The organism is Nitrosospira sp. Nsp1 (assembly GCF_900100985.1).
Classification (GTDB): Bacteria; Pseudomonadota; Gammaproteobacteria; order Burkholderiales; family Nitrosomonadaceae; genus Nitrosospira.
In genome coordinates this window covers 17,694-31,313 of the sequence record NZ_FMUF01000033.1, presented here as the reverse complement: position 1 = coordinate 31,313, position 13,620 = coordinate 17,694, and the positions used below count along the sequence as shown (strand labels likewise).

The window sequence follows — 13,620 nt, the reverse complement described above, 5'->3', positions numbered from 1 at the left end:
TCGGGCTCTACTATTTTGCGTTTGGTCATCGTTCTTCCTTATGGATGACAGTCTCCTGTCTAATGACCGATTACACAAAATTATTTACACCCCCGTCGATCTGCTCGCCTTTCAAGCGGAAGGGTTCTCGGGGCCAGACCGTAGGCGTCAAACAGATCACTCAAGAATTTCTCGAAGGCATAACCGCGCGCATGCGCCTCCAGCGCCGTCATCGCGAGGAGATCGTTCCTAAGCTCGCTATATCTTCACTATATGGGACTCTCACCCTTTACTCCTTGCCGGTCTCCCGGCGCACTAGCGTGCGATTTTTTCCGTTTCGTGAGCAGACCCCTTATGTCCTCCCGAGGTTAAAGGTGATCTCGTCAATCAACCTCATACCATGACCTCGCTTACTTAAAAAGCTTTTGCACATAAAGACGTACCACTACCCCATTTTTGAGCTATAAATAGGTATGCAACCATATCCTAATCCCTCTTGTTTTTAACATTTTGGAGGAAAATTTATGGCGTCAACGAAGAAACCCGTCGACCCGCAAGTCGAGCGGCACGACATCCATGGCCACGCCGTCGAGATTCGGAAATTAACGGACCATCAGGAACTCTGGATAGACGGCGAACGCCGCAAGTTTTTTGCGGTAGAGAGCGGATATCTCCTGTTCGATGACGTGTTTCGCAAGCCCTATCCAAGCTTGCAAGACGCGGTCAAAGCGTATTTTGAACATTACGCTTCATCAAACAAGTAACTTATATCGGGGTATTTTTTGCTTCGCATTGCGGGAGACAACTATGTATTGCCGAAAAAACTTTGTGGATTTGACCGCTGATGAACGTGATCGTCTGGCCGCTGCATTCAACGATCTGTATAGCCGCGGCGTCATCGAGCACCACGCAACCGAGCACGGCTTGAACTTCAATAACGGTATCCATTGGGGCCCGGCTTTTCTGCCGTGGCATCGCTACATGCTGAATGAGGTCGAAAAGGAAATGCGCCGCTTCGATGCGCGCGTGACCCTGCCGTTCTGGGATTGGACCCGCGCCGACTCGCGCGATATTGACGTCGAGCCGTGGAAGTCGTTTTTCGGTGGCCGCAACAACAGCGGCGGTCGGTTCGATCAATGGAATTACAATCGCTCCGCCTCGCCGGGCGGGACGCTGCCGAGCCTGAATCAGGTCATCACGGAACTTCAGTCGACGACTTTCTTCGCCTTCCGCAGGATGGAATGCGGCACGCACTTTGGCGCCCACAACTGGACGGGCGGCACGATGGCTGGCGGCAATTCGCCGCTCGATCCGCTGTTCTATCTGCACCACTGCAATGTCGATCGCCTCTGGGCGATCTGGCAGCTCAATCATGCCGGAGCTACGCAATACACGCTGGATCAGGGCGCCGGTTGCACGGAGGTCAATGCGGCGTTTGTCGCTCTCACCGATCCGATGATCGGCGGGGCGACGCCAGCATCAATGCTCGATCATAACGCGCTGGGCTATTCCTATGTGCGTGACGACGCGCTAGAAGCGGGCGTTCTGGCCCAGGGCCTTCCGCCAATAATCTCTGGCGATCCGACCGCCATTTCGCTCGAAACGCCGACTGTCGTGTTCAACGACGTGCCGGAGGGCGATACTACCAAACGCGCAGCGCTCTTCGAAGTGCATAGCTGCGATTCGGTAACGTTCCATGTCACGAGCGGGCCTACGGCGCCGTTTACGCTATTCGCGCCGGGTCCCTACATCTATCCGGAAGGGCCGCTGCACACTGACCAGTTGCGGATCTGGCTCATGTATACGGGCAGGGCGCCGGGCAGTACGGACGTCGGCTCGATAAGCATTGTCGCGCGCGACGAATTCGGCGCCGAAATCCAGCGCTGGGACGATATTCCTATTGTCGCCAATTCGGTCGCGCGGCCCAAGGTCGCCGTCGCCTTTGTGCTCGATGAATCCGGCAGCATGCTCTACGACGCCGGCAACAATCGGAAGCGTCTCGAGGCACTCCAGTTTGCCGCGCGGACATTCGTCGATCAGCTCTACGACGACAACGGGCTTGCGATGGTGTCGTTCGCCGACACGGCAGAAAAGCTGACGGATCTCGAAGTCGTCGGCCCGCTCAATTCAACCGCTCGCAACAATGCGCGCAGCCAGATCGACGCGCATGGCCCTGCGGATACTACCCCCCATACGTCGATCGGCGCCGGGCTGCAGGCGGCGGCGGACCTCTACAGCGCGTCGCCGATCAGCGGCGATTTCGACGTTCGCGCGACCGTGGTGTTTACGGACGGCTTCGAAAATCGTCCGCCCTTTATCCGCGACGTTGCGCCGCTGATCAACGAGCGCGTCTATGCGGTGGGCGTCGCGGACGCTGCGAATGTGCAGAACGACGTTCTGCGCGCGGTCGCCGACAATACCGGTGGCTACATGCTGGTCACTGGCGCCATCGCGCAGGATGACGAATTTCTGCTCGACAAATTTCTCATCCAGATTCTCGCCGGCGTGACCAATCGCGACATTGTGCGCGACCCCGACGGCGTCATTTTGCCGGGCACCGTTGAGCGTGTGCCTTTCTCGATCGTGCGCTCCGACATCGCCTTCGACGCAGTGGCGCTGAGTCGAGCGACGGGGGTTATCGCCATGGCGCTGGAGGCGCCGGACGGCACATTGATCAGCCCGGCCGACTTGCCGCCCGGGTCGCTGCGCACAGGCGCGACCTCGGCGAATTTCCGTGTAACGCTGCCGGTCGTGGTGAACGGCGTCGAATATTGGGAGGGCGAATGGAAGCTGCTGCTCTTCGTGAGCATCATCCAAATCCGCAGCTTCAAAGCGACGTCTTCATTGGCAGCGGTCGGAAAAATACCCGGTATTCCTTATCATGCGCTGGTCCATTGTCGTTCAAATCTGCGGCTGCGCGCGAGCGTCAGCCAGAGCTTGCCGACACCGGGCGCAACGCTGAATCTGAGAGCGACGATTTCCGAATATGGTCAGCCGATCGAGACGCATCCGAAAGTCACGGCGACGATGATCCGACCGGATCACACAATCGCAAATCTGTCGCTGCTTGAAACGGGCGTCGGCGAATTCGAGGCGTCGACCATCGCTTCGCAGATTGGCGTTTATCGCTTCCTCGTTCGCGCTGAAGGTCGCGCCACGCGCGGACACAGCTTCACGCGCGATCATCTGCTCTCCGTGGTTATCGGCCGCGAACCGCCGCACGATCCGCCGCCATTTCCGCCGCCGGGCGACGGAGACGAAATCCTGTGCAAGCTGTTGGCCTGCCTCACTGGCAAGGAAGTGATGACGGATCGCTTCGCAGAATATCTCAAATCGATCGGCATTGATCTGGAGCAACTGCGACGCTGCTTTGCGAAAATCTGTCGGTGTCAGCCAGGGAAGCCTTGCTGAAGGCTAGCAGGCTGCTGAAAAACCTGTTGCGCGGCCGCAAGAGATGTGCGCATGCTCTGGTCGGGTGACATACATGCTGTATCGTCTGGCGCCTGCTGGCTCTTGCGTTCCTTGCGTCCATTTACTTGCTGGAAGAACACAATATCCCCCTTGGGGACCTTTTTCCGCATTCGCCAGAAGTGAAGGCGAATGCGAATCCACGTAACCTTGCTCTGTCGAAACGCAAGAAACCGAAGTATTTGTTCAAGCTGATATTGATATGCGAGGAACGCAGTTTCGTAGGAGGACAGTCTTTCGATATACAAGGCCGGACTATCAATGAACCTATCGAGTCGCTTCGACTTTACAAACTCGTACTTGCTTACGATCTCTCGCAAGTTGTAGGCCTCAATGGGATAGTATTCGCCCACAGCGTCTGTGATCGCCACGAACTCCTTGAAGAACTCCGGATCTTGAACTGTGTATTTAACGAAGGAGTGCTGTCTGAGACGCTCCCATTCTTTGATATCGCTTGATGCACTCTTGAATTTCTCCTGCACCATCTTAAGCTGGATCATTTCAAAGCATAGGAAATAGAGAATGGAAATCGCCTTACCGATTGTTCGCTTACGCTCAATTGCACGTTTGCCAAATGCGCTTCCTTCACTGAGGAGCCAACCAACACCAACACCGATTAATGGCAAATAGTCTTTAAGTTCCATTGGCGTTTCCTTTAGTGGATATTCTTCTCGAAACGCTCAATTAGCTCACGATTGATAGCTTTTTACTAGCTGCAGTTGTCTGCCGATTCTGAAATCTCAAAGCTTCCAATCCTGTCCCTGTCCTGATTTTTCTTTGTATTTCCCTATTCTGCCCCTCACCCACTCCTGCCCCGTCCTGATGTGCCCCCTGTAGTGGTGCCAAGGGCGTTCTAACAAAGTCTAGTTAAAATTAGCTCCTAAAATGATGTTGAAAAATGGCATCCGATATTGCTCCTCCTTTTGATCTTTATAATCTGCCGCAATGCGTTAAACTTGGATGATCTTAATTATCCCGGCATCTATTTATGGCTCAATACGTATTAACCATGAACCGCGTCGGCAAAGTTGTCCCGCCCCGCCGCACGATTCTCAAGGATATTTCCATCAGTTTCTTTCCCGGCGCAAAGATAGGGTTGCTTGGCCTGAACGGTTCCGGTAAATCAACCGTACTGAAAATCATGGCAGGCCTGGACAAGGACATCGAAGGCGAGGTGACGGCGATGCCCAACCTCAATATCGGCTATCTTCCGCAGGAACCGCAACTCAACCCCGTGCAGACTGTGCGCGACGCAGTACAAGAGGGGCTGGGCGAAGTGTTCGGTGCGCAGCAGAAGCTGGAAGAGGTCTATGCGGCTTATGCCGAGCCGGACGCGGACTTCGATGCATTGGCATCCGAACAAGTCCGGCTGGAGGCTATCCTGGCCGTCAGCGGCGGAGACGGAAGTCAACAGATGGAAATCGCCGCCGATGCGCTACGCCTGCCGGAATGGGATGCCATTATCGGAAATCTTTCGGGTGGCGAGAAACGCAGGGTAGCCTTGTGCAAACTTTTACTATCCAAGCCCGACATGCTGCTATTGGACGAGCCCACCAACCATCTGGATGCGGAATCAGTGGAATGGCTGGAGCAGTTTCTTACCCGGTTCCCCGGCACTGTCGTGGCAGTCACGCATGACCGCTACTTCCTCGACAATGCCGCGGAGTGGATACTGGAACTGGACCGTGGCCATGGCATCCCCTGGAAGGGCAACTACAGCTCGTGGTTGGAACAGAAAGAAAATCGCCTGAAGCAGGAGGAATCGACCGAGTCCGCTCGCCAGAAAGCGCTGAAAAAAGAACTTGAGTGGGTCAGGCAAAATCCCAAAGGACGGCAGTCCAAATCCAAGGCCCGTATTGCCCGCTTCGATGAACTCAACTCGCAGGAATACCAGAAGCGCAATGAAACGCAGGAGATATTCATTCCTGTCGCGGACAGGCTCGGTAATGAAGTCATCGAGTTGAAGGGTGTATCCAAAGCGTATGGAGACAGGCTACTGATCGACAACCTGAGCTTCAAAGTGCCACCGGGAGCTATTGTCGGGATCATCGGACCCAACGGGGCGGGAAAATCCACCCTGTTTCGCATGATCACAGGAAAGGAGCAGCCGGACTCCGGAGAATTGACGATTGGCACAACCGTCAAGATCGCGCATGTGGATCAATCGCGTGACGCTCTCGAAAGCGGAAAAACCGTATTCGATACCATTTCAGATGGCCATGATATCCTCACTGTCGGCAGGTATGAAACGCCTGCTCGCGCCTATCTGGGGCGCTTCAACTTCAAGGGGGCGGACCAGCAGAAGAACGTCGGCAATCTTTCAGGCGGCGAGCGTGGCAGGCTTCATTTGGCAAAAACGCTCATCTCGGGTGGCAACGTCCTGTTACTGGATGAGCCTTCCAATGATCTGGACGTGGAAACGTTGCGGGCATTGGAAGATGCATTGCTGGAGTTTGCCGGATGTGTGCTAGTCATCTCGCACGACCGCTGGTTTCTCGACCGTATTGCGACTCACATCCTGTCGTTCGAGGGTAATTCACAGGTCACGTTCTTCAGTGGCAATTATCAGGAATACGAAGCTGACAAGCGGAAGCGTCTTGGTGAAGAAGGCGCAAAACCTAAACGGATCAGGTATAAACCGATTAACCGGTAATATCGGCAGGTGGCGTTGGCCTCAGGTCGGCTTCTGCATCGCACCTGCTCCTCCGCTCGGGCCGATTAGCACCCCACGGACTCTAAATGGAGGAGAGGGGTTCCCCGGTCAGCGTGACTCTGCCAGCAGCAGCCTGATCCGATGTCAGCCCTCACCACCATCGTTAATAGCGGCCTGGAAGCTTGGGGCCTGTGCCGCTGTCTCCTTCATCGTCGTCATACCTTTCCGTTCCGTCAGTGCTGTATCTTGAGTTGTCATGTTTGGGGGTGGTCTTGGTCGCAGCCCGATCTTTTTTACTCCATTTCTCCTTTATGCTTTCGTCCTGGTTCGGGGAACCCGTGTCCCTCACGGCCCCGGAATCACCGGGCGCTATCGAATCCGGCATGTCGTAATCACCCTCAGCCGCATGAACTATCCCGGTACCGGCCACGCCGAAAACCAGCGCACCCGCCAGCGCCAATAACTTAGCTCTCAATTTTATAGAAAATTTCATGGCTGCATCCTTTATCAACTCAGCAATATTGCTGCGCTTTAAATTTATGTGAATTTTTCGGAGGGTTCGGTGCGTTAGCGCACCAACTATCAGTCGGCTATCAAAAAAACCAGTGTGATAGTTTAATCGACCGGCAGAGATGTTGCTTTTCAGTTTCCGGGAAAATACCATTGACGTGCCAACTGACATGCCATGAGCAAATTAGCGATCGATCCGGCTCAGCGAGGCCATATGTCAGGCGTCTCGACATGCTCCGGACGAAACCCGATACCGATTAATCGGGCAGGAATCCATTGCAGCAAGGGAAAGCGCGCAAGTAGACGGAAAAAAATTGGGGGCGAAAGAGAATCATCGCCACGTAATACACGGCCAATGACCTGTTTCTGGAGAAAGAGCTGTAATCGCTGCGTCATGCGCGTCGGCCAAGCGCGACGCTGTTGAATCCGCCGCAGCGCCGCAATAGTGGGTCTATCCTCCCGTAACGGCGCGGCCAGTGCATTCGATGCGGCAATTGCATCCTGAATTGCCAGATTGATTCCGACACCGCCGATTGGTGACATGGCATGTGCCGCGTCACCAAGGCAGAGAAGGCCCGGGCAATACCACTGACGCAGCCGATCGACCTGAACAGTGAGTAGCTTGACCGCTTCCCAGTCTTGCAGTTCACCGACACGATCAGCTACAAACGGTGCCAGCTCCGCAATCGTGTCGCGTAATGACGGCAACCCTCGCTCGCGAACCTGCGCATAGGAACCTTTCGGGATCACGAAACCGCATTGCCAGTAGGCGTCCCGGTTCAGCATGACAAAGACCCTGCCCGCATCGAAACGTCCGACAGGGTCTTCCGGATCCCCGGCGCACCGAGACAGCCGAAACCATAATACATCCATAGGTGCGCCATACTCGATGCCCCTCAGTCCGGCACGCGCACGCACAATGGAATGCCGGCCATCCGCTCCGACCACAAGGCTCGCATGCACGTCCAGCGGACCCTCCGGTGTCACCGCCTGCAACCCGACGATACGTCCCTCCTCTTCGATGAGCCCAGTCACTTCAGTGTTCATTCGCAAGCTGAACGTCGGATATCGGGCTGCCCGTTCGGCAAGAAAACTCAGGAAATCCCACTGCGGCATAAAAACGATAAAGGGACATCGGGCTTGCAAATAACCGAAGTCAGCCACTGTCAATGCAAGCGCGCCAAATTGCCCATTGACCCGATGTGCTTTTTGATGCGGCAGATCCAGTAGCGCTTCGAGAAATCCAAGCTCATGCATGGCTTCCAATGTGGATGGATGGATGGTATCTCCTCGAAAGTCCCGCAGAAAATCCGCATGCTTTTCCAGAACCAGCACCTCAACACCCGCGCGAGCCAATAGCAGCCCCATCATTATGCCAGCCGGACCCCCACCCGCGATGCAACAGCGAACCGCTACCGTATCCATTTTTATCCGGGGCAATTAAAGGAATAGAAAAGACTACGCTTGAATCAGGGATTTAACAAATGATCGCTTTAATGGGAATTGGGCCCCCTTCTGCAAGTCTATTTTTCCCCATATCCGGCTGGCATCAGCTACCATATAGGCTGGCAGCACTCATGATAGTGGTTATGTGCCATGCACCCGGGCAGCTATGCTCCCGGTACCCACACATGAATCGAAAAAATCCCCCCATCCGCGTTCAAATGGAATTCATGAAATCAGTTTTGTCTACTGTCCTGCTCGCCTTGGTCTTTACAGCATCTATCGAAGCGGGTGCATTCGCATCCAGTGCCCAGCCCGATTATAAAGATAACGCCGTGAGTGGAATAACTACCGGCGAATTCAACGATAAACGCATGCAAATTGCGGAAATACAGGAAAAAACCCGTGGCGATAATGGCGAGGCATTTGAAGGTGAACGCCGGATAGACGGCAGTATGGCTCAAAAAGTAGTACGAGTGGCAACAACGAGTGGCATACGATTAACCTCCCAGCATGAGGCAGGCAAACAGCAGCAAACGGTACAAACGTTAGCTTTATCCAGTTCAGCCGGACGTCAGAACGAAGACGGCGGAGCTTGTTCCGAGTGCCCTGAAATGATACCCATTCCGGGCAATAAATTTGCGATCGGGAAATATACCGTTACTTTCAAGGAATGGGACGCTTGCGTGGCGGCAGGGAGCTGCGGGGGATATCAACCCCCGGACAATGGTTGGGGACGCGGCAGCAGGCCCGTGATCAATGTAAGCTGGGACGATGCACAAGCTTATATACAATGGATATCGGGAAAAACCGGGAAAACCTACCGTCTGCCGACTAAAGACGAATGGGAAATCGCCGCCCAGGCGGGCTCAACCAGCGACTATTACTGGGGCAACGATGTCGGACGTAATAATGCCAACTGTGATGGCTGCGGAAGCGAGTGGGACAACAGAAGAACCGCGCCGGTGGGCAGTTTCAAGCCCAATGCTTTCGGGATATACGACATGATGGGAAATGTCTGGCAATGGACGGATACCTGCTGGCAAGGCAATTGCGCAAAGCGTATGTTTTTTGGCGGCTCGTGGAATCACCGGCCCCAGGACATGCGGGCTATCACCCGCAACTGGTTCGATACGAACAAACGCATGCGCTATCTGGGTTTTCGTCTTGCCATGACATTGCCCTGAAGTGCGCAGCAGGCTTGCAAAAGCGTCTGGCCGGTTCATATTTCGCCGCTTTTTCGGCCAATAGAATAACTGGACCGCTAGTTTGCTCGCCTGATTTTCGCGCCCAACCGGGATAGCTTGTCCTCGATGCGCTCATAGCCGCGATCGAGGTGATAGATGCGATCAATGATGGTTTCACCCCTGGCGATCAGTCCCGCCAGCACCAGGCTGGCGGAGGCGCGAAGGTCAGTGGCCATGACGTTGGCGCCATCGAGACCGGCCACGCCACATACTACCGCAGTGTTGCCCTCGACCTTGATATCGGCATTCATGCGTTTTAATTCCTGCACGTGCATGAAGCGATTTTCGAATATGGTTTCGGTAATGATTGCAGTACCCGTGGCGACGCTGTTCAGCACCATGAATTGTGCCTGCATATCGGTAGGAAACGCCGGATAAGGTGCGGTTCGCAGATTTACCGACTTTAATGGATTATTCATTTTCAAATATATCCAGTCTTCTCCGGATTCAATCGCCGCACCTGCCTCCATCAGCTTGTCGAGCACCGCATCGAGCGTGTCGGAGCGGGTTTGCCTGAGGTGTATCTCGCCGCCGCTGGCAGCAGCGGCGACCAGGAACGTACCTGTCTCGATGCGATCGGCCATGACGCGATAAGTTGCGCCATGCAAGGCCTCCACGCCCTCGATCGTGATGATATCGGTGCCCACGCCATGAATTTTCGCACCCATTGCGATAAGACAATTGGCCAGATCCGTTACTTCCGGCTCTCGCGCTGCGTTTTCGAGTATGGTCGTCCCATCGGCCAGGGTTGCCGCCATCATCAGGTTTTCGGTGCCGGTGACGGTGACGATATCCATGACGATGTGCGCACCGTTGAGGCGCTTGGCCTTTGCATGAATGTAGCCATGTTCGATATCGATCTCCGCACCCATCGCCTGCAACCCTTTGATATGCTGGTCAACAGGCCGCAGGCCGATAGCACAACCGCCCGGCAGCGACACGCTTGCCGCACCTGCGCGCGCCAGCATCGGGCCCAGCACCAGAATTGCGGCCCGCATGGTTTTCACCATCTCATAAGGCGCAACCAGATGAGAAAGTTGCGCGGCAGTCAGTTCTGTCCTGTCGTCGTTCGCTGCGACGCCGATGCCCATCTGCTCAAGAAGACTCAGCATGGTCGTTACGTCGTTCAGATGCGGAACGTTCTCTATCGTGAGGGTTTCACCCGTAAGCAAAGAAGCGCATAGAATTGGCAAGGCAGCATTTTTTGCACCCGAAATGCGGACTTCTCCGAAAAGAGGCTCGCCGCCCTGTATGATCAGTTTTTGCATAGGCCGTTACTTATAAGTTGTGAGCAATACATGCGCTACTTATTATCGGATTAGCGATAATAAGTTTCTCAAGCCCGATATCGCGGCAATATGGACGCGTGTGAAATTCCCGTTCCGTCGAATGGTTGATCATATGCCATATGAATTTTATGTCCACACCTTGAGGCTGATGATAAGCCTATAAGTGCATTCTATTTTTTTGTGGCAATGATGAGTATCGAGCTTGGGATTTTATGGTTGAAATGTGCGGAAATTCCCGTCATCATATCGCAAAGCCAACCTTCATAGTTCCAAATTTGCAGACCTTTGGAGCGAAGACACATTAACAACCCGAGGAGAATACATGAAAAAAAAGACGATACAAACTACTGATGCGCCCCAGGCAATCGGCACCTATTCCCAAGCGATACGTGTAAGCGGCGGAGATACGGTTTATGTTTCGGGCCAGATCGGCCTGGACCCGATTTCCATGCAGATGGTAAATGGAGTCGAGGAGCAAATCCATCGGGTATTTTTAAACTTGAAAGCCGTGGCAGCGGCGAGTGGCGGCGTCCTCAGCGACATCGTCAAATTGAATGTGTATCTGATAGACCTTGCCAATTTTCAAAAAGTAAACGAGATCATGGCCAGCTACTTTGATGCACCCTATCCAGCACGCGCTGCAGTCGGTGTAGCGGCGCTGCCGCGTGGCGCGCTGGTGGAAATGGACGCGGTGTTGGTATTGCCGGGGTGAAGGGCAACACGGAATGTACTCCCACGCCTCATGCCCCTTCTCATCTGGGCAGCAAGACGGTGCAGGAAAAACTCGTCAGGCTGGGTATTGTCGATGAGTTGGATCTGGTGCTGCACTTGCCGCTGCGCTATGAAGACGAAACACATCTATATCCCATCAATGATGTGCCTGCCAACAAGACAGTACAGGTCGAGGGCGTCATTATCCGCAGCGAAATCATGTATCGCCCCCGCCGGCAACTCGTTTGTCAGATAGAAGACGGCAGCGGCACGTTGTTCATGCGTTTCCTCAATTTCTACGGTAGTCTGGCGAAAGCCTACTCCACCGGCACGCGAGTGCGATTGCTTGGAGAAGCCCGGGCAGGTTTTTTTGGCGTTGAAATGGTCCATCCAAAATGCCGGCTCGTGGGGGAACAGGAACCGCTGGCCGATGCGTTGACGCCGGTTTATCCCACCACTGCCGGACTTTCTTCGGAAACGATACGCAAGCTGATCCGTCGAGTACTTCAGCAGGCCCGGGATGCAGGCAGTCAATGGGACTATCTTTCGGAAACGCTGCCTGATGCGGTGTTAACGCATTATCAGCTCCAGGGTTTCAAGGACAGCGTCTTATTCCTGCACCAACCTCCGCCGGACGCACCGGTCGCTCTATTGCAGGAACGCACCCATCCCGCCTGGCGCCGGATCAAGTTCGATGAACTGCTGGCTCAGCAATTGTCCATGCGCTTGCATTATCGGCAGCGCCGCAACGGCAGCGCGCCCGTTCTGTCCGCCAGAAACAAGTTGACTGAAGCACTGCTGGCATCGCTGCCGTTTGAACTCACCAGCGGGCAGAAAAAGGCTTTTTCTGAAATCAGCCGCGATCTGGCTGTGGCCCATCCGATGCAACGTCTGTTGCAAGGAGATGTAGGCAGCGGCAAAACCGTCGTGGCGGCATTGGCCATGTTACAAGCCATCGAAAATAATTATCAGGCCGCACTGATGGTCCCGACCGAGATCCTTGCTGAACAGCATTATCAGAAGCTTTCCGCCTGGCTTGCCCCGCTCCTGGCTCATCTGGACATGACGATTGCCCGGTTATCCGGCAATCAGAAAAGAAAACAGCGGGAAATCATGCTGGCCAATATCGCCGAAGGTAAAGCCATGCTTGCCATCGGCACCCACGCACTATTCCAGGAGCAGGTCGAATTCGACAGGCTGGGCCTTGTGATCATTGATGAACAGCATCGGTTTGGCGTTCACCAACGGCTGGCATTACGAGAAAAGGGCACGAAAAGCGGCGCCAGGCCGCATCAGTTGATGATGAGTGCCACGCCCATTCCGCGCACCCTCTCGATGAGCTATTATGCCGACCTTGATGTGTCGTTGATTGACGGGCTGCCGCCCGGCAGAACCCGGGTCCTGACTAAACTGGTCGCGGATACGCGGCGCCATGAAGTCACCGCCCGTATTCAGGAAGCCTGCCGTGCGGGAAAACAGGCCTATTGGGTTTGTCCGTTGATTGAAGAATCTGAGGCTTTGCAACTCAAGACAGCCCTTGAGACTTACGAAACGTTGCGCCTGACTTTCCCGGAATTGAAAATCGGCCTGGTGCATGGACGACTCCCCTCCCAGGAAAAGTCAGCAGTGATGGAATCATTCGCGCAAGGTGAGATACATCTACTGATCGCCACCACTGTTATCGAAGTAGGAGTGGATGTGCCGAATGCCTCGCTAATGGTGATCGAGCACGCCGAACGCATGGGCCTGGCACAATTGCATCAATTAAGAGGTCGCGTGGGACGGGGAGCAGAAGGAGGGATATGCATATTGCTGTATCAGAAGCCTTTATCCGCGACGGCCCGGGAGCGACTCAAAATTATTTTCGAGCAAACCGACGGTTTCGAAATCGCGCGTCAGGATTTGCGCCTTCGCGGTCCGGGCGAGTTTCTCGGTGCCCGCCAGAGCGGTGTACCCATGCTGCGCTTTGCCGATCCGGAACAGGACACGGATTTACTCGATGCGGCTCGCACCGCCGCCGAGGAATTATTGCGTGACTATCCGGAAGCTGCGAAACACCATCTTCAGCGTTGGATGGGAAGAAAAATTGAATACCTGCGGGTATAAAAAGCACCGGCATCGACGTTTGTGATTCAAGCTGCTTCATGAATTAAACCCAGATAATCCATTAGGACACGAGATGATGGCGAGGCAGGTTGCGAGACAGTTTTGCCGGTTGGGAGAAGTCCATAGCTTGGTCTATGGACGCCGCGCAGGTAGCAAAAATGACCGCAAACTGACCGCCAGCACTCGGGTAGGCTCGCAGAGCCGTCTAATGGAT

Annotated in this window: 10 protein-coding genes; 6 read left to right on the top strand and 4 right to left on the bottom strand. The window is 54.5% G+C overall.

Translation table 11 applies throughout. The features are described 5' to 3' along the window. Positions 1-503 precede the first annotated feature (503 nt). Positions 504-743: a hypothetical protein gene (locus tag BLP78_RS15685; RefSeq protein WP_176752885.1), complete on the top strand. Its 240-nt coding sequence runs from the start codon at positions 504-506 to the stop codon at positions 741-743. Between the two features lie 43 nt (positions 744-786). Continuing rightward, the gene (locus BLP78_RS14565) at positions 787-3,390 is read left to right on the top strand and encodes a tyrosinase family protein (RefSeq protein WP_176752884.1); all 2,604 of its coding nucleotides are present in this window, start codon (positions 787-789) and stop codon (positions 3,388-3,390) included. On the opposite strand, the gene BLP78_RS14560 is transcribed toward BLP78_RS14565, so the two are convergent. Further along, a complete protein-coding gene (locus tag BLP78_RS14560; RefSeq protein ID WP_090460402.1) occupies positions 3,369-4,091 on the bottom strand; it encodes a hypothetical protein in 723 nt (240 codons plus the stop codon). The two genes, BLP78_RS14565 and BLP78_RS14560, sit on opposite strands and share 22 nt — an antisense overlap. A gap of 344 nt (positions 4,092-4,435) precedes the next feature. Between BLP78_RS14560 and ettA the strand changes: the two genes are divergently transcribed. Further along, the gene (gene ettA, locus BLP78_RS14555) at positions 4,436-6,100 is read left to right on the top strand and encodes an energy-dependent translational throttle protein EttA (protein WP_090460400.1); all 1,665 of its coding nucleotides are present in this window, start codon (positions 4,436-4,438) and stop codon (positions 6,098-6,100) included. 163 nt (positions 6,101-6,263) lie between these two features. Here ettA and BLP78_RS14550 read toward each other — a convergent pair whose 3' ends face one another. Both BLP78_RS14550 and BLP78_RS14545 read right to left on the bottom strand, forming a co-directional pair. Continuing rightward, on the bottom strand, positions 6,264-6,593 hold the full coding sequence (locus BLP78_RS14550; RefSeq protein ID WP_143002978.1) for a hypothetical protein: 330 nt from the start codon (positions 6,591-6,593) through the stop codon (positions 6,264-6,266). Between the two features lie 218 nt (positions 6,594-6,811). Further along, entirely contained in the window at positions 6,812-8,035 is a 1,224-nt protein-coding gene (locus BLP78_RS14545; RefSeq protein ID WP_090460396.1) for an FAD-dependent oxidoreductase, read from the bottom strand. A gap of 248 nt (positions 8,036-8,283) precedes the next feature. Here BLP78_RS14545 and BLP78_RS14540 point away from each other — a divergent pair, with 248 nt between their 5' ends. Then, positions 8,284-9,240 carry a formylglycine-generating enzyme family protein gene (locus BLP78_RS14540; protein ID WP_176752883.1) on the top strand — a complete coding sequence of 319 codons (957 nt, stop codon included), beginning with the start codon at positions 8,284-8,286 and terminating at the stop codon, positions 9,238-9,240. A 77-nt stretch (positions 9,241-9,317) separates the two neighbouring features. On the opposite strand, the gene murA is transcribed toward BLP78_RS14540, so the two are convergent. Further along, positions 9,318-10,568 carry a UDP-N-acetylglucosamine 1-carboxyvinyltransferase gene (murA, locus tag BLP78_RS14535; protein ID WP_090460393.1) on the bottom strand — a complete coding sequence of 417 codons (1,251 nt, stop codon included), beginning with the start codon at positions 10,566-10,568 and terminating at the stop codon, positions 9,318-9,320. A 343-nt stretch (positions 10,569-10,911) separates the two neighbouring features. Between murA and BLP78_RS14530 the strand changes: the two genes are divergently transcribed. Both BLP78_RS14530 and recG read left to right on the top strand, forming a co-directional pair. Further along, a complete protein-coding gene (locus BLP78_RS14530; protein WP_090460391.1) occupies positions 10,912-11,301 on the top strand; it encodes a RidA family protein in 390 nt (129 codons plus the stop codon). After that, the gene (gene recG / locus BLP78_RS14525) at positions 11,298-13,406 is read left to right on the top strand and encodes an ATP-dependent DNA helicase RecG (protein WP_090460389.1); all 2,109 of its coding nucleotides are present in this window, start codon (positions 11,298-11,300) and stop codon (positions 13,404-13,406) included. The genes BLP78_RS14530 and recG overlap by 4 nt, the downstream gene beginning before the upstream one ends. Positions 13,407-13,620 lie beyond the last annotated feature (214 nt).

What these genes read in the sequence shown, in the direction of transcription:
- BLP78_RS15685 (WP_176752885.1), top strand. Translation starts at nt 504, where the DNA reads ATGGCGTCAACGAAGAAACCCGTCGACCCGCAAGTCGAGCGGCACGAC.
- BLP78_RS14565 (WP_176752884.1), top strand. Translation starts at nt 787, where the DNA reads ATGTATTGCCGAAAAAACTTTGTGGATTTGACCGCTGATGAACGTGAT.
- BLP78_RS14560 (WP_090460402.1), bottom strand. Translation starts at nt 4,091, where the DNA reads ATGGAACTTAAAGACTATTTGCCATTAATCGGTGTTGGTGTTGGTTGG.
- ettA (WP_090460400.1), top strand. Translation starts at nt 4,436, where the DNA reads ATGGCTCAATACGTATTAACCATGAACCGCGTCGGCAAAGTTGTCCCG.
- BLP78_RS14550 (WP_143002978.1), bottom strand. Translation starts at nt 6,593, where the DNA reads ATGAAATTTTCTATAAAATTGAGAGCTAAGTTATTGGCGCTGGCGGGT.
- BLP78_RS14545 (WP_090460396.1), bottom strand. Translation starts at nt 8,035, where the DNA reads ATGGATACGGTAGCGGTTCGCTGTTGCATCGCGGGTGGGGGTCCGGCT.
- BLP78_RS14540 (WP_176752883.1), top strand. Translation starts at nt 8,284, where the DNA reads ATGAAATCAGTTTTGTCTACTGTCCTGCTCGCCTTGGTCTTTACAGCA.
- murA (WP_090460393.1), bottom strand. Translation starts at nt 10,568, where the DNA reads ATGCAAAAACTGATCATACAGGGCGGCGAGCCTCTTTTCGGAGAAGTC.
- BLP78_RS14530 (WP_090460391.1), top strand. Translation starts at nt 10,912, where the DNA reads ATGAAAAAAAAGACGATACAAACTACTGATGCGCCCCAGGCAATCGGC.